Annotated in this window: 21 protein-coding genes; 16 read left to right on the forward strand and 5 right to left on the reverse strand. The window is 33.5% G+C overall.

Annotated elements, in window-relative coordinates; genetic code table 11:
• Positions 1-8 precede the first annotated feature (8 nt).
• Positions 9-893, reverse strand: a complete 885-nt coding sequence (locus tag IWX84_RS05715) for a hypothetical protein (RefSeq protein ID WP_196849787.1) — start codon at positions 891-893, stop codon at positions 9-11.
• Positions 894-1,120: 227 nt separating this feature from the next.
• Between IWX84_RS05715 and IWX84_RS05720 the strand changes: the two genes are divergently transcribed.
• The 5 genes from IWX84_RS05720 (at position 1,121) to dnaG (ending at position 7,394) form a co-directional block, all read left to right on the forward strand.
• Entirely contained in the window at positions 1,121-2,098 is a 978-nt protein-coding gene (locus IWX84_RS05720; RefSeq protein ID WP_196849788.1) for a polyprenyl synthetase family protein, read from the forward strand.
• A gap of 256 nt (positions 2,099-2,354) precedes the next feature.
• Positions 2,355-2,915, forward strand: coding sequence for an RNA polymerase sigma factor (locus tag IWX84_RS05725; RefSeq protein WP_196849789.1), 561 nt, complete (start codon positions 2,355-2,357; stop codon positions 2,913-2,915).
• Complete coding sequence (locus IWX84_RS05730) at positions 2,902-3,642, forward strand: hypothetical protein (RefSeq protein WP_196849790.1); 741 nt, start codon at positions 2,902-2,904, stop codon at positions 3,640-3,642. Before IWX84_RS05725 ends, IWX84_RS05730 begins: the two co-directional genes overlap by 14 nt.
• 48 nt (positions 3,643-3,690) lie before the next feature.
• Positions 3,691-5,286 carry a hypothetical protein gene (locus IWX84_RS05735; RefSeq protein ID WP_196849791.1) on the forward strand — a complete coding sequence of 532 codons (1,596 nt, stop codon included), beginning with the start codon at positions 3,691-3,693 and terminating at the stop codon, positions 5,284-5,286.
• A gap of 131 nt (positions 5,287-5,417) precedes the next feature.
• Complete coding sequence (gene dnaG, locus IWX84_RS05740) at positions 5,418-7,394, forward strand: DNA primase (protein WP_196849792.1); 1,977 nt, start codon at positions 5,418-5,420, stop codon at positions 7,392-7,394.
• Between the two features lies 1 nt (position 7,395).
• Here dnaG and IWX84_RS05745 read toward each other — a convergent pair whose 3' ends face one another.
• Positions 7,396-8,025 (reverse strand): response regulator transcription factor, encoded by a 630-nt coding sequence (locus IWX84_RS05745; RefSeq protein ID WP_196849793.1) that lies wholly within the window; start codon positions 8,023-8,025, stop codon positions 7,396-7,398.
• A gap of 101 nt (positions 8,026-8,126) precedes the next feature.
• Positions 8,127-8,918, reverse strand: coding sequence for an NAD(+) synthase (gene nadE / locus IWX84_RS05750; protein WP_196849794.1), 792 nt, complete (start codon positions 8,916-8,918; stop codon positions 8,127-8,129).
• A 97-nt stretch (positions 8,919-9,015) separates the two neighbouring features.
• Between nadE and gldB the strand changes: the two genes are divergently transcribed.
• The gene (gene gldB, locus IWX84_RS05755; RefSeq protein WP_196849795.1) at positions 9,016-9,972 is read left to right on the forward strand and encodes a gliding motility lipoprotein GldB; all 957 of its coding nucleotides are present in this window, start codon (positions 9,016-9,018) and stop codon (positions 9,970-9,972) included.
• Entirely contained in the window at positions 9,972-10,307 is a 336-nt protein-coding gene (gldC, locus tag IWX84_RS05760; RefSeq protein ID WP_073204010.1) for a gliding motility protein GldC, read from the forward strand. Before gldB ends, gldC begins: the two co-directional genes overlap by 1 nt.
• An 88-nt stretch (positions 10,308-10,395) precedes the next feature.
• On the opposite strand, the gene yihA is transcribed toward gldC, so the two are convergent.
• Positions 10,396-11,016, reverse strand: a complete 621-nt coding sequence (gene yihA, locus IWX84_RS05765) for a ribosome biogenesis GTP-binding protein YihA/YsxC (RefSeq protein ID WP_196849796.1) — start codon at positions 11,014-11,016, stop codon at positions 10,396-10,398.
• A gap of 26 nt (positions 11,017-11,042) precedes the next feature.
• Positions 11,043-11,819, reverse strand: coding sequence for an alpha/beta fold hydrolase (locus IWX84_RS05770; RefSeq protein ID WP_196849797.1), 777 nt, complete (start codon positions 11,817-11,819; stop codon positions 11,043-11,045).
• A gap of 372 nt (positions 11,820-12,191) precedes the next feature.
• On the opposite strand from IWX84_RS05770, the gene mraZ reads away from it, so the two are divergent.
• From mraZ to murG, 9 genes are all read left to right on the forward strand, one after another.
• Positions 12,192-12,665 carry a division/cell wall cluster transcriptional repressor MraZ gene (gene mraZ, locus IWX84_RS05775; protein ID WP_196849798.1) on the forward strand — a complete coding sequence of 158 codons (474 nt, stop codon included), beginning with the start codon at positions 12,192-12,194 and terminating at the stop codon, positions 12,663-12,665.
• A complete protein-coding gene (rsmH, locus tag IWX84_RS05780) occupies positions 12,640-13,548 on the forward strand; it encodes a 16S rRNA (cytosine(1402)-N(4))-methyltransferase RsmH (protein ID WP_196849799.1) in 909 nt (302 codons plus the stop codon). The genes mraZ and rsmH overlap by 26 nt, the downstream gene beginning before the upstream one ends.
• 14 nt (positions 13,549-13,562) lie before the next feature.
• Positions 13,563-13,910 (forward strand): FtsL-like putative cell division protein, encoded by a 348-nt coding sequence (locus IWX84_RS05785; protein ID WP_196849800.1) that lies wholly within the window; start codon positions 13,563-13,565, stop codon positions 13,908-13,910.
• A complete protein-coding gene (locus IWX84_RS05790; RefSeq protein ID WP_196849801.1) occupies positions 13,901-15,904 on the forward strand; it encodes a penicillin-binding protein in 2,004 nt (667 codons plus the stop codon). The genes IWX84_RS05785 and IWX84_RS05790 overlap by 10 nt, the downstream gene beginning before the upstream one ends.
• Positions 15,901-17,364 carry a UDP-N-acetylmuramoyl-L-alanyl-D-glutamate--2,6-diaminopimelate ligase gene (locus tag IWX84_RS05795; RefSeq protein WP_196849802.1) on the forward strand — a complete coding sequence of 488 codons (1,464 nt, stop codon included), beginning with the start codon at positions 15,901-15,903 and terminating at the stop codon, positions 17,362-17,364. Before IWX84_RS05790 ends, IWX84_RS05795 begins: the two co-directional genes overlap by 4 nt.
• A 22-nt stretch (positions 17,365-17,386) precedes the next feature.
• Positions 17,387-18,616: a phospho-N-acetylmuramoyl-pentapeptide-transferase gene (gene mraY, locus IWX84_RS05800; RefSeq protein WP_196849803.1), complete on the forward strand. Its 1,230-nt coding sequence runs from the start codon at positions 17,387-17,389 to the stop codon at positions 18,614-18,616.
• A 1-nt stretch (position 18,617) separates the two neighbouring features.
• Positions 18,618-19,949, forward strand: coding sequence for a UDP-N-acetylmuramoyl-L-alanine--D-glutamate ligase (gene murD / locus IWX84_RS05805; protein WP_196849804.1), 1,332 nt, complete (start codon positions 18,618-18,620; stop codon positions 19,947-19,949).
• A gap of 70 nt (positions 19,950-20,019) precedes the next feature.
• Positions 20,020-21,309, forward strand: coding sequence for an FtsW/RodA/SpoVE family cell cycle protein (locus IWX84_RS05810; RefSeq protein ID WP_196849805.1), 1,290 nt, complete (start codon positions 20,020-20,022; stop codon positions 21,307-21,309).
• 56 nt (positions 21,310-21,365) lie between these two features.
• On the forward strand, positions 21,366-22,454 hold the full coding sequence (gene murG, locus IWX84_RS05815) for an undecaprenyldiphospho-muramoylpentapeptide beta-N-acetylglucosaminyltransferase (protein WP_196849806.1): 1,089 nt from the start codon (positions 21,366-21,368) through the stop codon (positions 22,452-22,454).
• Positions 22,455-22,460: the final 6 nt, after the last annotated feature.

The following is a 22,460-nucleotide window of genomic DNA, read 5'->3' on the forward strand; positions in this document are numbered from 1 at the left end:
TCTATAATTTAATTTCCTAAGACAATTGGTGTTGCTGTACCGCCATCAATAGATTGCATCGCTAAATTATCACATTCTCCATTTCCATAGTCAATTGTGGCGTAATGAGAATTTTTAGTTAATTTTAATTTACCGGATACTGGAAAAGGCATTGGATTTGCAGATAAACTACAAGCAGTTTTATTGATTAATGGAGTTGCCATTTCGATTAAGGAAGTGAAAATTGATCCATTTGGGTGCGCCGTTGTGAAGGTACCATAAGTGGAATAGATGTCGTCAGTAGGACTCAAACGTGTGGCAAAACCAGCAGTCATTTCTCTTGTTCTTTCTCCGTTACGAGTGTAAACTCCTGCAGTCGTGGTCCATGTCATACTTGTCATCGTAAAGGTGGTTTTAGGATGCAAGGCGGTTCCTGTTCCAATCATTTCTCTCTTCCAAGTTGAAGTTCCGTCCAGTTTGTTATCATTTATGTAGAAATTATTATAAGTAACGGTCATAATTTTAGGGAAAGTAGTTCCTATGGTTCGTGTTATAATGATCTGTCCTTTTAATGAATGCCCTCTAAATGAGCAAGTAGGAGTATTTGGGTTTCCAAAGGTAATCGTTATTTTGCGAACGGTAGTTGTTGATCCTAATTCACTTATTGTGGCGCAGGCAGGTAATAACGAATAATAATTCCCGGTGCTTTTACCAGTTAACGATCCTTCGCTTACTTCATATTGATCGTCAACAATAAGCAAAACATCATCGAAGGCAATATCCATTTTTTGTGTAACTGCAACATCATTTGTAGTCACCATTGCTTCTGATGTTGAAGAATTCGATTCGTTCGTGCAACTTGTAAATGCAAGAATACTAAGAGTCATTCCGAGTAATAAAAATTTTGATTTCATAATAACGTGGTTTTAGGTTTATTTAAATTTGATAGGTATTTGGGGAAAAGGTTTAATTCAAATGTTAAAATGGTTGTTAAAAGTACAAATAAAAGGTTAAATAAGTGTGTAATCAATAGTAGAAAGAAATAATTTCACTGAAATAAAGAAGAATAATTCCTAAATAAAATACTTCCTTAAATTTGATAACGTTTTTTTTGTTTCAAAATAGTATCTTTGAAAGGCAAATGAATGTCACTTCTAAAATAAAACAGCCCATTTTTGATGAGATGGAACTTTTTGAAAAAAAGTTCTATGAATCAATGACTTCACAAGTGGCTTTGCTTAACAGAATCACTTATTATATTGTCAATAGAAAAGGGAAACAAATGCGTCCTATGTTTGTTTTTCTAACTTCTAAAATGGTCTCCGGCGGGATTGTAAACGAGCGAACCTATCGAGGCGCTTGCGTTATAGAACTGATTCATACCGCAACATTGGTTCATGATGATGTTGTGGATGACAGCAATCGCAGAAGGGGTTTTTTCTCCATCAATGCACTTTGGAAAAACAAAATTGCAGTACTTGTTGGCGATTATTTATTGTCAAAAGGCTTATTGCTTTCTATCGATAATGGCGATTTTGATTTGCTTCGAATTATTTCGGTCGCTGTACGCGAAATGAGCGAAGGCGAATTACTTCAAATAGAAAAAGCCCGAAGACTAGATATCACAGAAGATGTTTATTACGAAATCATTCGAAAGAAGACAGCGACACTTATTGCTGCCTGTTGTGCTCTTGGTGCAAAATCAGTTATTGAAGATGAAGTTCAGGTAGAGAACATGCGAAAATTTGGTGAGCTCATCGGAATGGCTTTTCAAATAAAAGATGATTTATTCGATTATACGGATGAAGCCATTGGAAAACCAACAGGAATTGACATCAAAGAACAAAAAATGACTTTGCCACTTATCCACGTTTTGAATACTTGTACCCCAAAAGAAAAAAGCTGGTTAATCAATTCCATAAAAAACCACAATAAAGACAAAAAACGAGTTAAAGAAGTTATTGCATTCGTAAAGAATAATAATGGATTGCTTTATGCCGAAAATAAGATGGTCGAATTTCAGCAAGAGGCACTTTTACTTTTGGATAATTATCCTAATTCTGAGTTCAAAGATGCGCTGATTCTGATGGTTAATTATGTAATTGAAAGAAAAAAATAATTTTTTTTATTTTTTTGTTCTTTCGCAAACCATTGAATTTACTAGCTTTTTTTATAGAATTTAATTTTTAAATAAAAAGAATTAAAATTAGATACAACCTTTTTGCCTCCGCACTCGTCTATGCTAATAGAAGACTGATTCAATGTAAATAACAATTTCAAAAATCAATACTAATAAAAATAAAAAATTTTCCATCATCATTGAAATTGCCATTGAGCTTTGAAATTGAAATTGAATTTTACCATTGAAATTATTTATGAAAGTAATCAACTTACATCAACAGGAAAATGAAATAATCCAGTTAGCGGTGGAAAGTAATCGGCAGGCGCAACAGAAGATTTATTCGCAGTTTTCTCCAAAAATGTTGAGTGTTTGCCGCCAATACATTAAAGACATTCATCAAGCAGAAGATATTATGATTACGGCTTTTATGAAAGTGTTTGTCAATCTGAAAAATTTTCAACACAATGGAAGTTTCGAAGGTTGGATTAGAAGAATTATGGTGAATGAATGCATTTCTTTCATTAGAGTGCAAAAAAAGATAAAATATATCGAGGATGAAGACTTTTTCGAGGAAAGTTTTAATGATATCGAAAGTCAATTTTCATTAGATGATATTCAGTTTTTGATTGATAATTTGCCGGATGGTTATAAATTGGTTTTCAATTTATATGCAATCGAAGGGTATAAACATCATGAAATTGCAATTATGTTAGGGATTAATGAAGGAACGTCAAAATCGCAATTATCGCATGCCAGAAAGATGCTGCAAAGACAGATCAACAAGTTAAAAAATAACAGTAATGGAACCGAATAAATTTGAAACACAATTCAGAGAGAAGTTGAATTCTCGAGAGATCAAACCATCAGAAATGGCTTGGAGCAAATTGGATGCGATGCTTTCCGTTTCTGAAAAACCAAAGCGTAAAAATTTTACTTGGATTTATATTGCGGCGAGTTTTGTAGGTTTTTTATTGATTGGAACTTTTTACTTTAATCAAAAAGACAATGCCATAGAAATCAAGAGCAATGAAGTAGTTCTCGAAAATGAAGTTGAGCCACAAAGCACTAATAGTCCTGTTAAGAGTTTAAAAGCTAAGGAAGAGAAAGAAAAGGGCTTAGTTCCCATCGTTGCGCCAAAATTAATTTCTGGAACTAATAGAATTTCAATTTTAAAAGTAAAACTCGTAAACAACAATTCAAATCAAAATCAAGTTGTTCAAGCTTCAATTAAAGATCATTCAATAGAGAATAATTCAATAGTTAGTGCTTCTGCAAATAAGAATTACGAATTAACAACCAAATGCAAATACATTTCAGCAGAAAAGTTATTATCAGAAGTTAGTAATACTAAATATGAAACAAAAGCTTATGATAAAACAACGGAAAGAACTAGAAAAGGTATTGAAGTAAATGCAAATAGTTTGTTGTCAAATGCTGAAACAGAATTAGATCAATCTTTTAGAGATTCTGCACTACAGAGGTTGAATAAAAATTTTAATGCTATCAAAACAGTTTTAGTGAATAGAAATTACGAAGAATAAATATAAATCAATCATCAATCATCAATCATCAATCAAAAAACGAAAATCATGCAAAAAATTATTTTAATTACAACGATTATGTTACTTGCTTTGGTAAGTAAGGTAAATGCTCAAGGCGTCGATGCGATACAAAATAGCTCCGAATGGAATTATAGAGGTTCTATGCCAGATAGTTATGAAATGGGACCAGAGACGGGTAATGACCTAAACAATCAAAATGTTTTTAAAATTAAATCGCTTCAAAGTAAAATTAATGGCTTTGGAACCATTATGAAAACGATAAAACCTGATGCGTATTTGGGAAAAACAGTTAAAATGACGGGTTATGTAAAAAGTGAAAATGTAAAGTCGTGGGCTGGACTTTGGATGCGAGTAGATTATTACACGGCAGCTGTTCTGGCATTTGATAACATGCAAAGGAGAGCGATAAAAAGAACTACCGATTGGACAAAATATGAAGTTGTTCTATTTGTCCCTCTTGAAGCAACATCTATTTCTTTCGGTGTTTTATTGCAAGGAACGGGAAAGATTTGGTTTAAAGATGTAACGCTAGAAGTAGTTGATGATTCTGTAACTGAAACGGGTGTTACGAAAGGAAGAGATCATAAAGTAATTTCATTTGAAACAAAAGCAAAAGCTATCGGCAATGAAATTAAAGCTATATCAGAGAGCCAAAAGAGTGCTTTAAAAGTAGAAATAGAAGTTCTTGATAAAGAAGTTGAGAAAAAAATAATGTCCAAAGAACAAGCGGATGCCCTTAAACTAAAAAAAGCAGAAGAACGCGCAAATGCAATTGAGACAAAAGTCGCTATTGAGGAAGCGAAGTTAATTCAATTAGTTCAAGATAACGTGGATGGAAAGTTTGAGGATGAGAAGGACCATAAAGGTGGCGGAAGAATGATTGTGTTAGGAAATAATACAGATTCTATTGGAACCAGTCAGAGAGAAATAAACATCACCTCAATGAAAGTTTACAATGGCCAGAAAGATAAAGAGAATCGTCAATCAAAAAGAACCACTAGTCAGTTGGTTTTTGCTGCAGGCTTGAATAATGTTTTAACAAAGGGATCTGTTAACAAATCAGATTTTAGATATTTAGGTTCTCATTTCTATGAATGGGGGTTTACGTATAATACAAGAATTTTAAATAAAAATAATTTGTTGCATGCAAAATATGGTTTATCAGTGATGTACAATAATTTGCGTACTACCGATAATAGAAATTTTGTAGTGGATGGAAATCAGACTAATTTAGAATTAAATGGCGTGCATCAAGAGGACTCTCGTTTTAAGAATGTAAATTTAGTATTTCCAGTACACTTAGAGTTTGACTTCACAAAAACCAGAGAAAGAGATGGGAAAACGTATTTTAAATCGCATGATAGTTTCCGTTTCGGATTAGGAGGATATGTTGGCACAAATTTAAAATCGAAACAATATGTAAAGTATGATATTGATGGGTATAATTCAATAGAAATATCAAAAGGAGATTTCAATACCACTAATTTTATTTATGGTTTGAGTACTTATTTTGGTTACAAAACCGCAAGTTTATACATGAAATATGACTTTAACCCTTTATTTAAAGATAATGTAGTAAAGCAAAATAATGTTTCTTTAGGAATACGTTTCGATTTCAATTAAAAATTGGTTTAGTTAGTTTTGTACTTTAAAAAGCACTTCGAGAGAGGTGCTTTTTTATTTAAGAAGTTGATTTAAGAAGTTTGATTTGTGTATTTTTGCATTCTTTCAATTCTTAAATTGTTTATTATATTTTGATTTCAAAAGCCACTATAGATACTGTTTTCGAAACTGCTCGAGTAGAGGAGGTTATCGGTGATTTTGTACAATTGAAACGTGCGGGAAGCAACTTCAAGGGATTAAGCCCTTTTTCTGAAGAGCGCTCGCCATCGTTTATGGTTTCTCCCGCTAAGGGAATTTGGAAGGATTTCAGTTCTGGTAAAGGAGGTAATTCAGTGGCTTTCTTGATGGAACACTCGCAATTTACATATCCGGAAGCCATTAGATATTTAGCCAAAAAGTATAATATCGAAATTGAAGAAACAGAGCAGACAGATGAAGAGAAAGCCAATACTGATGTGAGAGAAAGTATGTATTTGGTTTCTGAGTTTGCAAAAACGTATTTCCATAATACCCTTTTAAACTCGGAGGAAGGGAAAGCTATAGGTTATTCTTATTTCAAAGAACGAGGTTTTACTAATGAAACGATAAAGAAGTTTGGTTTGGGTTATTCTCCTGAAACTTGGGATGCTTTTACAAAAGAAGCATTAGGAAATGGATATAAAATGGAATTTCTTGAAAGTACCGGTTTAACAATAGCCAGAGAAGACCGGCCATTTGACCGCTTTAAAGGACGGGTGATGTTTCCTATACAAAGTATGTCCGGAAGGAATCTAGGTTTTGGAGGTCGTATCCTTACTAATGATAAGAAAGCGGCAAAATACCTGAATTCTCCCGACAGTGATATTTACCATAAAAGCAAAGTGTTGTACGGTATTTATCAGGCCAAACAGTCTATTGCTAAACTCAATAATTGTTATTTGGTCGAAGGATATACGGATGTGATTCAGTTCCATCAAGCGGGAATTGAGAATGTAGTAGCTTCTTCTGGAACCGCATTGACACCTGATCAAATAAGATTAATAAACAGACTTACAAAAAATATTACTGTTCTTTTTGATGGTGATGCTGCTGGATTACGCGCTTCTATTCGTGGAATCGATTTGATTCTAGAGGAAGGAATGAACGTAAAAGTATGTACTTTTCCTGATGGTGAAGATCCAGATAGTTTTGCTAAGAAAACGTCTTACGACGATTTGGTGGCTTATCTCGAAAATAATGCAAAAGATTTTATTCAGTTTAAAGCTTCACTTTTGATGAATGAAGCCAAGAATGATCCTATTAAAAAAGCAGATTTGATTCGGGATATGATCGTGAGTATTTCTAAAATTCCGGATAGAATTCAGAGGGAAATCTATATTCAGGAATGTTCCAGAATCATGGATATTTCAGAACAGGTTTTGGTAAGCACTTTGGCACAATTAGTTCAAAAAGATATTTCTGAGGTTGGTAAAAAGAAAATTCAAGAATATAAAGCACTAGAAATTGTAAAAACAGAAAATCCTGCTGATGTAGAGAAAGTTGATGTTTTATATCGTTTGGAAAGAAAAATTATTGAAATTCTATTGTTGTACGGGAATAAAACAGAAGAATTTGAAGACGCATTTTTGAAAACAAATGCAGAAGGTGAAATCGAAAATGTTATTGAAAAGAAAGAATACAAAGTATATCAAAGAATCTATTTAAGCTTGCAGGAAGATGAGGTTGAGCTTGCGAATCCTTTATTTAGAGATATATTTAACGATATAATTAACTTTTACCATCAAAACGAAAATTTCAGTTTAGAGAAATACTTAATGCATTTACAACCGGATTTTGCACAGGAAGTTACTGATATTTTAATGGAAGATGAAAGAATAGTTTTGCATAACTGGGAAGGACAGAATATTTTTCCAAAGTCTAAAAGCGAATCTATAAGTCAAAATGTGTCGGAAACGATTCTGACATTACGTTGGTTTCTTGTGGGCAAAATTATCGAAGAATTAAAAAGCTCTCTATCATCGGAACCTGGTTCAGATAATACAGAGCCTCTCTCTTTAACAATGGATTACAACACATTAATCCATTCGTTTTCCAAAAAATTAGGAAGAGTAATGTCTAGATATTACTAGACTAAACTATTTCTAGTGTTTTCGCTTTGTTTACCAAATCGACTAAATTTGTGACATTTAATTTTGTCAAAAGACGTAATTTATACGTACTTATTGTTTTTTCGTTAAGACCTAGAATTTCAGCAATCTCGTGATTCTTTTTTCCATCACTTAAATAACGTAAAACTTCTACTTCACGGTTAGAAAGCTTTCGATATAATCGTTCGCTCTTACTTTGTTTTGCAATTAATGCTAGGTTTTTCTTAACCGTTTCATTCATGATTATTTTTCCTTGGTGGACTTTAATAATCGAAATGCCTAAAGTTTCTAGTTTTTCTTTTTTGTGAATAAATCCAGAAACACCGGCTTTAATAGCATTAGGTGCATAAATTTGTTCTGAAAGACCACTGAAAATAATAATCTTAGTCTTAGGGAAGTTTTTCAAGACATTTTTAACTTCAAAAATACTCGACAGACCTTCCAATTCCAGGTCTATTATTAATACATCAATGTCCTTAGTAAGGAGTATATCCCGAACCATCAAAAAATTACCTACATTAGCAACTATTGATATTTCTGCGTGATCTTTAAAGTAAGATTTTACTCCAAAATGCACTACGGGATAATTGTCGGCAACACATACTTTAATCATAGTTTTATTTTTTAGCGTTGTTTATATTTTGGATAGTAAATTTAATAAATATTTTCTGTAAATAACTGAAAATCAGCATAAAATGTAAATATTTTGTTCATTTAAATTAAACAAACGGGTATTGGTTTCATTTTATGTTGATTAATTGTATTTAATCGTTTGTAAATTTCGAAAACGATTTGTTCTCTTCCTGAAAAATCATTGGCTGATTTTCCTGATTCGTCTTGAATCATCGCCCATTCCAGTTCGTCATAACTGGCTCCTAATTGATCTTCGTCTGTTCTTTCGTCTCCAAATAATCCATCAGATGGCGAGGCGTTTAAGATCGAATCCGGTATTTTTAAATAACTCCCTAAAAGATATACCTCGGATTTCATTAAATCGGCAATTGGGCTTAAATCGACACCACCATCACCGTACTTGGTATAAAAACCAACACCAAAATCTTCCACTTTATTTCCAGTTCCAGCAACCAATAATCCGTAAATACCGGCAAAATAATACAGTGTGGTCATTCGTAAACGAGCGCGAGTATTAGCTAAGGATAAATGAAGTTTATGTGTTTCAACATCATCTGGAACTACTTTTTTAAATGATTCAAATACCGAAGTTAAATCAGCTTCAATACTGCTCACATTAGGAAATTTCATTTTTAATTGGTCAATGTGTTCCCGTCCGCGGGTAACATGGCTATGCGCTTGATGTATAGGCATTTCCACACATAAAACTTTCAACCCGGTTTGTGCACATAACGTTGAGGTCACCGCTGAATCAACTCCGCCTGAGATTCCTATAACAAAGCCATTGACATTGGCATTTTCGGCATATGTTTTTAACCAATTTACAATATGTATATTTATTTTTTCAACTTGCATAGTGGTATTTTTAATCATAATAGTTTAGGTATTAAAAAGTAGGAATGTATATTTGCAAATCAATTCGTGGTTTATTCGTTTACTATTACTTTGGCTACAAATTTACTTAATAAATATGAAAATACATCTATTGTCCATAGCCTTTTGTTTAGTTTTTTTATCTTGTGATAAAAAAAGTAAAACGGAAAAGGCAGTTGATGCGATTCCTTTAGAACTTAAAATTGAACGATTTGACAAAATATTTTTTGAAACTCCCTCCAAAGATTTGGGGAATTTGAAAAAAGAGTATCCCTATTTTTTCCCTCAAGGCAATGATGATAGTGTTTGGTTAAATAAGATGCAAGATCCCTTATGGCGCGAGTTATATACCGAAGTTGAAAAGAAATATTCAAATTTCGAACCCGTAAAAGTGGAACTTGAGGAGCTTTTTAAACATATTAAATATTATTTTCCTAACACTAAAACGCCAAAAGTTGTTACCATAATTTCTGAAATGGATTATAACAATAAGGCTATATACGCTGATAGTTTGGTAATTGTTTCTCTTGAACTGTATTTGGGTAAAGAACATAAATTTTATCAGTTTCCAAATTATATCAAGCAGAATTTGGAACAAAGTCAAATAATGCCAGATATTGTTTCTAGTTTTTCGGCACGTAAAATTGCCCCTGCTTCAGATAAAAATTTGCTGAATCAAATGGTTTATTTTGGAAAACAGTTATATTTAAAAGACTTACTTTTGCCAAATTATAGTGATGCAGACAAAATGGGTTATACACCTGAACAAATAAAATGGTGTCAAGAAAATGAAAGTTATATGTGGCGGTATTTTATAGAAAAGGAAATGCTCTACAGTGATGATCAAAAGCTGTTGCCGCGATTTATCAGTCCGGCTCCGTTTTCTAAATTTTATTTAGAAATTGATAATGAGTCGCCAGGACGCGTTGGCGCTTGGATTGGCTGGCAAATTGTTCGTTCTTACATGAAAAATAACGAGGTACCTATCACCGAGTTATTAAAAACAGATGCAAAAGAAATATTTGAAAAATCAAAATACAAACCTAAAAAGTAATGTCAGATAAAAATACATCAGAAATTAAATTTCTAATCGAATTAGACGATAACCGTGTTCCGGAAAAATTAATGTGGTCTGCTAAAGACGGCGGAGTGGAAGCGCAGGAAGCTAAAGCTATTATGTTGTCTATTTGGGACAGTAAAGCTAAAGAAAGCATGCGTATCGATTTATGGACTAAAGATATGCCAGTCGATGAAATGAAAATTTTCTTTCATCAAACTTTAGTGGCTATGTCTGAAACTTTTAAACGTGCCACCGATGATGAGAAAATGGCCGATACCATGAAAGATTTCTGTGATTATTTTGCAGAGAAATTAGAGTTAACAAAGTAGATTTGTTTCTTTTCTAAAACAAAAATCCCAAAACTTTTATTTAAGTTTTGGGATTTTTATTTGTTTAAAAATGTGAAGTAGAGCCTTTCTAAAACTGATCGTTATTTTTGAATACTTCTTGATTCACTTCATCGATATAGGAAAGTAATTCTTCTTTTCCCGTAGATTCTGTTGCAGATGTTACGAAATAGTGAGGCATTTCGGCCCAGTTATTAGCAAACATTTTCTTTTTGTAAGCGGCAACGTGAGAATCGATTTTTACCTTACTGATTTTATCTGCTTTAGTGAAAACAATGCAAAAAGGGATTTCGCTTTCTCCCATGTACGACATGAATTCAATATCGATGGTTTGTGCCTCATGACGAATATCAATCAACACAAAAGCACAGACTAATTGCTCTCTTGTTTCAAAATAATCAGTGATAAATTCCTGAAAAACAGATTTTGTTTTTTTAGAAACTTTTGCATAGCCATAACCTGGCAAATCGACTAAAAACCAATTGCTATTAATTAAAAAATGATTAATTAATTGGGTTTTTCCAGGTCTTCCAGATGTTTTGGCTAATTTTTTGTGATTCGTTAGCATGTTTATCAACGAGGATTTTCCAACATTTGATCGGCCTATAAAAGCATATTCCGGCAAAAAGTCTTTGGGACATTTGGCTACATCAGAGTTGCTAATTATAAATTCGGCAGTATTAATTTTCATGATTTGCGTATCTAATTATTCTTTTTTTAAGCGTGTACTTGTAAATGGGTTACTGATAACCATTCTTCCAGTAAACGATTAAATTCTTCCGGCTGTTCCATCATGGCAGCATGGCCACAGTGGTCAATCCAATATAAGGTTGAATTTGGCAATAATTTATTAAATTCTACAGCAACATCCGGAGGTGTTACCTTGTCATTTTTGCCCCAAATGATGCAGGTTTGAACATGCATTTTTGGTAAATCCTTTGCCATATTATGACGAATGGCGCTTTTGGCAATCGTCAATGTTTTTATTAATTTTATTCGGTCATTCACGGAAGCATATACTTCGTCAATAAGTTCCGGAGTGGCGATTTTTGGATCGTAAAAAACATCTTCTGCTTTTTTCTTGATGTATTCATAGTCACCTCTTTTTGGATAACTATCGCCCATCGCACTTTCGTAAAGACCAGAACTTCCGGTTATTACAAGACCCGCTACTTTTTCAGGATACATTTTTGTATGATAAAGTGCAATATGGCCCCCTAACGAATTTCCTAAAAGAATTACTCGTTCTAAACCTTTGAATGTAATAAAATCTTTAACGTAGCGAGCAAAAGCCTTAACGTTAGTTTTTAAAATGCTTTGTGTATATATTGGAAGATCGGGGATTATTATTTTGTAACCTCTGGTAGAAAAATAACTAGCAACGGCGTCAAAATTACTTAATCCTCCCATCAAGCCGTGAAGGATGACGATTGGGATTCCTTCTCCAGCTTCATAATAGCTGTATTTACCTTCTTTTTTATAGTGTTTTTCCATTTTTCTAGAATGCGGATTTTCAATTTTGACAAATATATGATTTAATAAATAAATATAATTTTTTACAACAATTTTAATTGTTTTTAAATCTCCAGTTAATATTGCTATTTTTTGGTTTTTTATGATGCGAATTGTTAATTATTTGCTCTTTTTGCCAAAATTAAAATTGAATTCGTATAATGTTTTACGGGCTTCTTTTTTATTGATGTTATCTTTCTTACAAATAAAATAAAATAGCTCTAACGTTCTGATTGTCCAAAAATTAAGGGTTTTTAGTCTAAAGTGGTGAAACTTATTAACAAAGTGGTATATAGTGGTAAAATGTGGTAGTTTTTTTTCTATTTTTGCTCTACACCATTTAATACATTTTGCTTGGACACAATTATTGGAACATATGAATGTAAAGTTGATGCTAAAGGAAGGCTGCTTTTACCAGCGCCTTTAAAAAAGCAATTGGCTTCTTCTCTTCAAGACGGTTTTGTTTTGAAGCGTTCCTTATTTCAGCCATGTCTAGAATTATATCCTATGAAAGAATGGGATTTGGTGATGCAAAAAATCAACAAGCTAAATAAGTTCGTAAAGAAAAACAATGACTTTATTCGAAGGTTTACCGCCGGAGTTAAGGTGGTTGAGATTGACGCTTTGGGTAGATTATTAGTGCCAAAAGATTTAGTGCAATTTGCAACTATTGCAAAAGACGTGGTATTCTCATCAGCAGTAAATATTGTTGAGATTTGGGATAAAGATCTGTACGAAAAATCAATAAGCGGCGACGATTTTGATTTTGCAGATTTAGCAGAGGAAGTAATGGGAAATATAAATGACAATGAGTATGGAATATCATAATCCGGTTTTGCTTCAAGCATCAGTAGATGGTTTAAATATTAAGCCAGACGGCATTTATGTAGATGTGACTTTTGGTGGCGGTGGTCATTCAAAAGAGATTTTAAAAAGACTTGGTCCAAACGGAAAGTTATTTGCTTTTGATCAGGATGAAGATGCTTTAGCGAATGCTTTGCCAGACGAAAGATTCACGCTGATAAATGAGAATTTCAGATTTATAAAAAGATTTTTACGCTTTTATGGTGTAAAAAGTGTTGATGGAATTTTAGGGGATTTAGGCGTTTCTTCACATCAGTTTGATGTGCCAGAAAGAGGTTTCTCTACTCGTTTTGATGCGGAATTAGATATGCGAATGAGTCAGAAAAATGATTTAAATGCATATCGTGTGGTTAATGAATATGATGAAGTAAATCTAAAAAGAGTGTTCTTGGATTATGGGGAATTGAAAAATGCACCAGCTTTGGCAAGAACAATTGTCGAAGCCAGAGAGGAGCGTCCAATCAAAACAACAGATGAATTGAAAGAGGTTTTAACGAAATATTTACCGGAAAGAGTCAGAAATAAAATTTTAGCTCAAATCTATCAGGCTATCCGTATTGAAGTGAATCAAGAGATGGATGTTTTGAAAGAGTTTTTGGAACAGTCATTAGAAATATTGAATCCAAATGGAAGATTATCTGTTATCTCTTATCACTCATTGGAAGATCGATTGGTGAAACGGTTTATGAAAAATGGAATGTTTGAAGGGGAACCTGAGCGTGACTTTTTTGGTAATTTTTCTGTTCCATTTAAAACTATTGGAAAATTAATAGTTCCGGATGCTGCTGAGATAAAAATTAACAATAGAGCTCGAAGTGCAAAATTAAGAATAGCTGAAAAGAGATAGTTAGTTATATGAAAATGAAAAACAGAGTTCACAGTGTATTAAAAGCGAGGTTTCTTATAGATGATGATGCAGTTAAGAATTGGCGCTTTATCGTTTTTGTTATTGTTTTGACTTTAGTTATGATTGCAAACACGCAGCGTTTTGAGCAAAAAGTTTTTAAAATTTCTGAGTTGACAAATCAAGTAAAAGAATTACGTTCGGAATTTGTTGACAGACGATCTGAGTTAATGAAATTGAAAATGGAATCGACTGTTTCTGAAAAAATGGTTGAAAAAAATATTTTTCCATCAACAGTTCCACCAGTTAAAATAGAAGTTAAAAAAGAAGAAGAAAAAAGTTTCTTTAAAAAAATATGGCAGTAGAAGATAAACACATATCATACAGAATTTATCTGGTCGCTTTCGCTATCTTTTTGATGGCCATTGCGATTGCTGTTAAGTTGACAAATATTCAGTGGGTAGAAGGGGATTATTATAGAAAGCTAGCCAAAGAAAGAACGGTAAGAAATTTTTTGATTCCTGCTAATAAAGGAAACGTTTACTCTGCTGACGGCAGCCTTTTGGCAACTTCTATTCCTAATTATGAAATTCGTTTTGATGCTGTTACTCCAAAAGCGGAATCATTCGAAAAAAATGTTAAACCATTATCGGATTCATTAGCTTTAATTTTAGGAAAACCGTCTACTTATTTTCAAAATGAATTAAGAAAAGCAAGAGCAAACAAAAATAGATATTATTTGATTGCACGAAATTTAAGCTACACAGAATATTTTAAAATTAAAGGGTTTCCATTGTTTAATTTGGGAAGCAATAAAGGCGGAATTATCATTGAACAAGAAACGGTTAGGAAACATCCAATAGGAAAAATTGCAGAACGTACCATTGGCTATGAAAGAAGAAATTCAAACGGATCTTCAGACGGTAAAGGGATAGAATGGGCTTACCGTAATTATCTTAATGGTAAAGATGGGAACATTTTAAAACAAAAAATTGCAAAAGGACAATGGAAACCTTTGCGTGACATTAACGAAGTGGACCCACAGGACGGATACGATGTGATCTCTACAATTGATGTTTTTATCCAGGATATTGCTCATCATGCATTATTAAAACAATTAGAAGATTATCAAGCAGATCACGGTTGCGTGGTCGTTATGGAGACCAGTACAGGACAAGTAAAGGCAATTTCGAATTTAGGAAGAGGTAAGGACGGAACCTATTATGAAACTACTAATTATGCAGTCGCCGAGTCTCACGAGCCAGGTTCTACGTTTAAACTGGTTGATTTAATGACTATTCTTGAAGATAAAGTGGCGGATACGAGCACTGTTTATGATAGTCAGGGTGGTGAAATTAGGTATTCAGGAAAAGCAGTACGGGATTCTCATAAAGGAGGTTATGGCAAAATATCTTTGGCTCGTGGATTTGAAGTTTCTTCAAATACAGTGATGGTACAAGCAGTCTATAATAACTACAAAAATAATCCTTCAAAATTTGTAAATCATGTTGATTCATATGGTTTGAATAGAAAATTAGGTCTTGATTTAAAAGGAGAAGGAATGCCCAGAATACCCCAACCAAAGGATAAAAACTGGTCTAATATTTCTCTCCCTTGGATGGCTTTTGGTTACGGCGTTTCGGTAACACCTATGCAAACGCTTACGTTTTATAATGCAGTTGCTAATAACGGAGTGATGGTAAAACCTCAGTTTGTTTCGGAAATAAAAGAATGGAATAAAACGATCAAAAAAATTGACAAAGTCGTTTTAAATCCTAGAGTATGTTCGCAAGAAACTATTTTGAAACTAAAAGCCGTTTTGTTGAATGTTGTTAAAAAAGGGACGGGTGCTAAGCTTTACTCTAAAGATTTTTCTATGGCGGGTAAAACAGGAACGGCCCAAGTAAATTATGCAAAAGATGGTGGAGCAGGAAAATATTACGCCTCTTCATTTGTTGGTTATTTTCCAGCAGAGCATCCAAAATATTCTTGTATAGTTGTCGTTCATAAGCCTAGTACGATAAATAATAATTATTATGGTGCAGATGTGGCAGGTCCCGTTTTTAAAAGGATTGCGCAAAAGATTTTTACTGATGCTCCTTCGACTAATAAGATTAAGAATTTGGATAGAAAGATACCAAAGCAGGAAAGTAATTATGATTCTTATTTTGTAAAATCACAAAATAAAGCTCAATTGATACCTGATGTAAAAGGAATGTCAGGAATGGACGCCTTAGCTTTATTGGAGAATTTAGGTGTAAAAGTGAAAGTTGTTGGAATAGGAAAAGTAAAAAAACAATCGCTTCAGGCTGGCCAAAACATTGTGAAAAACGCAACTATACTATTAGAATTATCATGAGTATATTAAAAGACATATTATACAAAGTAGCTATCATTGCCGTTAATGGTTCGACAGATATTGCTATTGACAAAATGGATTTCGATTCTAGAAAAATCGAAAAAAATGATGTTTTTATAGCGATTCGCGGTTCTATTTCAGACGGACATGATTATATAGAAAAAGCAATTCAGCAAGGAGCTTCGGCAGTTATTTGCGATACACTTCCAGAAGTTCTTGTCAAAGGAATTACCTACGTTCAGGTAAAAGACACTAATTCAGCCCTAGCATATATGGCTGCAAATTATTTTGGTGACCCTTCTGAAAAGCTGAAATTAGTTGGTATTACAGGAACAAATGGTAAAACGACAATTGCTTCGTTGTTGTATCAATTGTTTAAAAAAGCAGGTTTTAAAGTTGGATTATTATCTACTGTAAAAATTTTGGTGGATGAGAAAGAATATAAAGCGACACATACCACTCCGGATTCAATCACAATTAACCATTATCTGAAAGAAATGGTGGAAAACGGTGTTGAATATTGTTTTATGGAGGTGAGTTCACATGGGATTCATCAAAAAAGAACAGAAGCATTACATTTTGTTGGGGGTATTTTTACCAATTTATCTCACGATCATTTGGATTATCACCCCACGTTTGCAGAATATAGGGATGTTAAGAAGTCGTTTTTCGATAATTTGCCTAAAGCAGCTTTTGTATTAGTAAATATTGATGATAAAAATGGGCAAGTAATGTTGCAAAATACAGCAGCCAAAAAACTTACGTATGCCTTAAAATCGTATGCAGATTATAAAGCGCAAATCCTGGAAAATCAATTGTCAGGTTTGTTGTTGAAAATAAATGGAAATGAAGTATGGGTTAAGCTTATAGGTACATTCAATGCTTATAATTTATTGGCGATCTACGGAGCTGCAGTTCAATTGGGTTTAGAAAGTTTGGAAGTATTGCGATTGTTATCTGATTTAGAAAGTGTTTCAGGTCGTTTCCAATTTATTGTTTCTACAACCAATATTACTGCAATTGTGGATTATGCTCATACGCCGGATGCTTTAGAAAACGTACTAAAAACTATAAATGATATTCGCACAAAAAACGAACAATTAATTACAGTTGTGGGTTGTGGAGGAGATAGAGATAAAGCAAAGCGACCAATTATGGGCGGTATCGCGTCTGAACTTAGTGATAAAGCAATCTTCACTTCGGACAATCCAAGAGGTGAAGATGCCGATGTTATCATTAGCGAAATGGAACAAGGTGTTGCGCCTCAAAACTATAAAAAATTGCTAACGATTAGCGATAGGAAACAGGCTATAAAAACAGCTTGTCAATTGGCTCAGCCAAATGATATTATATTAATTGCCGGTAAAGGACACGAAACTTACCAAGAGATTAAAGGCATTCGTCAACATTTTGATGACATGGAAACGGTTAAGGAAATTTTAGAACAACTTAATAAATAACCAAATAAACACATAACCGAATATGCTATATTATTTATTTGAATATTTAGACAAAACATTAAATGTATCTGGAACGGGTGTTTTTCAATACATAACTTTTAGATCCGCTTTAGCATTTATGCTTTCGCTACTATTGTCCACGATTTATGGGAAAAGAATCATTGCATTCCTTCAAAGACAACAAGTAGGAGAAACAGTGCGCGAGCTAGGCTTAGCTGGTCAAAATGAAAAAGCAGGTACACCTACGATGGGAGGTTTGATTATCATATTTGCCACTTTGGTCCCTGTTATACTTTTTGCAAAACTGCATAATATCTATATTGTTTTATTGATTGTCACAACGCTTTGGATGGGAACGATTGGTTTTATAGATGATTATATAAAAATTTTCAAAAAAGATAAAGAAGGTCTAAAAGGAATCTTTAAAGTTTTTGGACAAGTTGGTTTGGGATTAATTGTAGGCTCAGTACTTTATTTTAGTCCGGCGGTTACGGTAAGACAAGATACAAGTAAAACGGATATTTTTAAAACACCAACAGAAAATGTGATTGTTCAAGCGCCAGTTGAAGAAAAATCTACTGCAACGACAATTCCTTTCTTTAAAAACAATGAATTTGATTATGCTGAATTATTGGCATGGACAGGTGAAGGGTATGAAAAATGGGCGTGGTTAGTTTTTATTCCTATAGTTATTTTTATTATTACTGCTGTTTCTAATGGTGCTAATTTAACCGATGGAATTGATGGGTTAGCCGCGGGAACTTCAGCGATTTCGGTCTTGGCGCTTGCGATTTTCACTTTCGTTTCTGGAAATATTATTTTTTCTAACTATTTGAATATAATGTATATCCCTAGTTCGGGGGAAATGACGGTGTTTATCGCTTCGTTTGTGGGAGCATTAATTGGTTTTCTATGGTATAATTCCTATCCGGCTTCTGTTTTTATGGGGGATACGGGAAGTTTAACAATAGGCGGAATTATTGCCGTTTTGGCAATTGCAGTTCGAAAAGAGATGCTAATCCCTCTATTATGTGGAATTTTTCTTGTCGAAAATTTATCTGTCGTACTACAAGTTAGCTATTTCAAATACACCAAAAAACGCTTTGGCGAAGGCCGAAGAATCTTTCTAATGTCACCATTGCATCATCATTATCAGAAAAAAGGCTATCACGAAAGTAAAATAGTCACTCGATTTTGGATTGTTGCTATCATGCTCGCCATATTATCAATTGTTACTTTAAAACTAAGATAGTATGAGATTAGTTATTTTAGGAGGAGGAGAAAGTGGTATTGGCACTGCTATTCTGGGTAAGAAAAAAGGATATGATGTATTCGTTTCTGATTTTGGAAAGATAAAAGCAAATTACAAAGAAGTTCTTATTATTAATGGAATAGCATGGGAGGAAGAGCAGCATACGGAAGCTCTGATTCTAAATGCTGATGTGGTGATGAAAAGCCCTGGAATCCCTGAAAAATCTCCAATAGTAAAGAAACTTATTGAGAAAGGAATTGCAGTGATATCAGAAATTGAGTTCGCAGCACCCTTTACGGATGCGACAATTATTGGAATAACAGGAAGTAACGGGAAGACCACCACTACTATGCTGGCTTATCATTTGTTGAAATCTGCCGGTTTGAATGTAGGATTGGGAGGAAATATTGGAAAGAGTTTTGCTTGGCTAGTCGCTGATAATAAATTTGATTCATATGTGCTGGAGTTGAGTAGTTTTCAGTTAGATGGAATCAAAGATTTCAAACCGCATATTGCAATTATTACGAATATCAGTCCGGATCATTTGGATCGATATGAATATAAATATGAAAATTACATTGATTCAAAATTTAGAATTACTATGAATCAAACGGAGGAAGACTACCTCATATACGACGCAGATGATGAAGCCATTGCGGGATGGTTTAAAACGCATACAACTAAAGCTAAATTAATTCCTTTTTCATTGACTAAAACTTTCAGCGAAGGAGCTTATATAAAAAACAACAAAATGGAAATAACCATCAATCAAGAAGAGTTTAAAATGGATACAGAGCATATTGCCTTGGAAGGAAAACATAACATGAAAAACGCAATGGCAGCAACCTCTGTAGCGAAACTGATGCAGATTAGAAAATCTACAATACGTGAAAGTTTATCTAATTTTCAAGGAGTAGAGCATCGTCTTGAAAAAGTCTTGAAAATTCAAAATGTGCAGTACATCAATGACTCCAAAGCAACCAATGTCAATGCAACTTTTTTTGCATTAGACAGCATGAATACACCTACAGTTTGGATTGTGGGTGGTGTTGATAAGGGAAATGATTATAACGAATTGATGTCACTAGTTCGTGAAAAAGTCAAAGCGATTATCTGTCTTGGGGTCGACAACAAGAAAATCATAGATGTTTTTGGGAATGTAGTTGATATCATGGTGGAAGTGGATAACATGAATGATGCAGTAAAAATGGCACAACGTCTAACAGAAAAAGGAGATACGGTTTTATTGTCGCCAGCTTGCGCCAGTTTCGATTTGTTTGAAAATTATGAAGACAGAGGGAATCAATTTAAACAAGCGGTTAAGAATTTATAAAAAAGTTTCTTCGTTCTAAGTTGGCCAACTTTAAACTTTAAACGAAAAAAACTTTAAACAAAAAGAAAGAATGAAAAAACTAATAGGCAATTTAAAAGGAGATAAAGGGATTTGGTCATTTGTGGCCTTATTGGCCTTGTTTTCGTTTATGCCTGTTTTTAGTGCAAGTAGTAATTTGGCTTATATAGGTCAAGGAAACGGAAATACATTGGGGTATTTGGTAAAACATCTGGCTCACATTTGTATTGGTTTTACCATTATTTACTTGGTTCATAAAGTGCCGTATCATTATTTTAGAGCAATTTCTAAAGTAGGATTACCTGTTGTTTGGATATTACTGGCCTATACATTAATTAAAGGAACAGTTATAGCTGGCGCCAATGCCAGTCGATGGATTCAAGTACCATTTATTGGGATAACATTTCAAACGTCGACATTAGCCTCTATTGTGTTATTTATATTTGTAGCTCGTTATTTGTCCAAAACTAGAGAAGAACCTATAACATTCAAGTCCTCTTTATGGGAGCTTTGGTTGCCCGTATTTTTTACTTTAATCTTGATTTTACCTGCCAATTTTTCTACAACAGCACTGATTTTCTCAATGATATTGATGTTGGCTTTTATAGGTAAATATCCTTTAAAATATATTGGAATTATTATAGGAACAGGAATAATATTTCTTGCTTTTTTTGTGCTGCTTTCTAAGGCTTTTCCAGATTCCAGATTTTTTAGCAGGGTCCATACTTGGGAAAGCAGAATAGATAATTTTAGCACGGATAAACCCGATGAAGATGATTATCAAATCGAGAAGGCTAAAATCGCAATTGCATCTGGTAAAATATATGGTTTAGGTCCAGGTAAAAGTGTTCAGAAGAATTTTTTACCACAATCTTCTTCGGATTTTATTTATGCCATTATTGTGGAAGAATATGGACTACTAGGAGGTTTAGGAGTGCTTGCTTTATATTTATTGTTGTTGTTTCGATTTGTTATTGCATCTCATAAAGCGAAGACGTTGTTCGGCAAATTAGTGGTTATAGGATTAGGTTTTCCAATGATATTTCAGGCAATGATTAATATGGCAGTTGCAGTAGAATTATTACCGGTTACGGGACAAACATTGCCGTTGATAAGTAGTGGAGGAAGTTCCATCTGGATGACTTGTTTTGCACTTGGAATAATAATAAGTGTAACCAAAAAAGAAGAAGAAATTGCTCAGGAACTAAAAGACTCTGCTTTGAGAGAAGAGGCCTTGCAAAAATTAATTGACAGAGAATTAGAGGAGGAAGAGACTAAAAATAATGATTATTCCATTGTGGATAAGGCTAAGAATCCAATGAATGCAGTTTTAAATAAGTAATCAATTTTAGGATTAAATAATTTTTGAAAACATAGGAACTCAGTAACATTATAAAAATGAAACAATACAAATTCATATTAAGTGGCGGCGGAACTGGAGGACATATTTATCCTGCGATTGCGATTGCCAATGAATTAAAATCTCGTTTTCCAGATGCTGAATTTCTTTTTGTAGGAGCTCAGGATAAAATGGAAATGCAAAAAGTCCCTCAAGCTGGTTATAAAATTAAAGGACTTTGGATTTCTGGTATTCAACGACGATTGACATTTGACAATTCACTTTTTCCACTTAAGTTATTTGCAAGTTTATTAAAATCCAGAACAATAATCAGAGAGTTTAAACCAAATGTTGTTATAGGAACTGGAGGTTTTGCAAGCGGACCATTATTACAAGTCGCTGCGATAGCTAAAATTCCCACCGTGATTCAAGAACAAAACTCGTATCCGGGAATTACAAATAGATGGCTAAGTAAAAAAGCAAACAAAATTTGTGTGGCTTATGAAAATCTGGAGCGTTTTTTTCCTAAAAGCAAAATGATTTTGACAGGGAATCCGGTGCGTCAAGATTTAATTGGAATTGAAAACAAAAGAGTAGAAGCAATACTGAATTTTAATTTGGATACCAACAAAAAAACATTGTTGGTTCTTGGAGGAAGTTTGGGTGCGAGAAGAGTAAATCAATTAATTGAAAAAGAATTAAATAATTTACTTTCTCAAAATGTTCAGGTTATTTGGCAATGCGGGAAATTATATTTTGAAGATTATAATAAATATAATGAAGGTGATGTTCAGGTAATGGCTTTTATCGAAAGAATGGATTTAGTTTATGCTGCCGCTGATATCGTTATTTCTCGTGCAGGTGCATCGTCAGTGTCGGAGTTGTGCATTGTGGGAAAACCTGTAATTTTTATTCCTTCGCCTAATGTTGCTGAGGATCACCAAACTAAAAATGCTCAATCAATTGTTGATAAAAAAGGAGCGATTATGTTGAAGGAAAGTGAACTTGATTCGCAATTTGGTCTTGTTTTTGAAGCCTTACTGAAAGACCAGGGAAAACAAAATCAACTGAGTGAAAATATAAAACAATTAGCAATGCCTGAAGCAACAAAACAAATTGTTGATGAAATTGTAAAGTTAATTAGATAAAAAAAA

The sequence above is a fragment of the Flavobacterium sp. CG_9.10 genome (assembly GCF_015752245.1).
In the GTDB taxonomy this organism is placed as follows: Bacteria; Bacteroidota; Bacteroidia; order Flavobacteriales; family Flavobacteriaceae; genus Flavobacterium.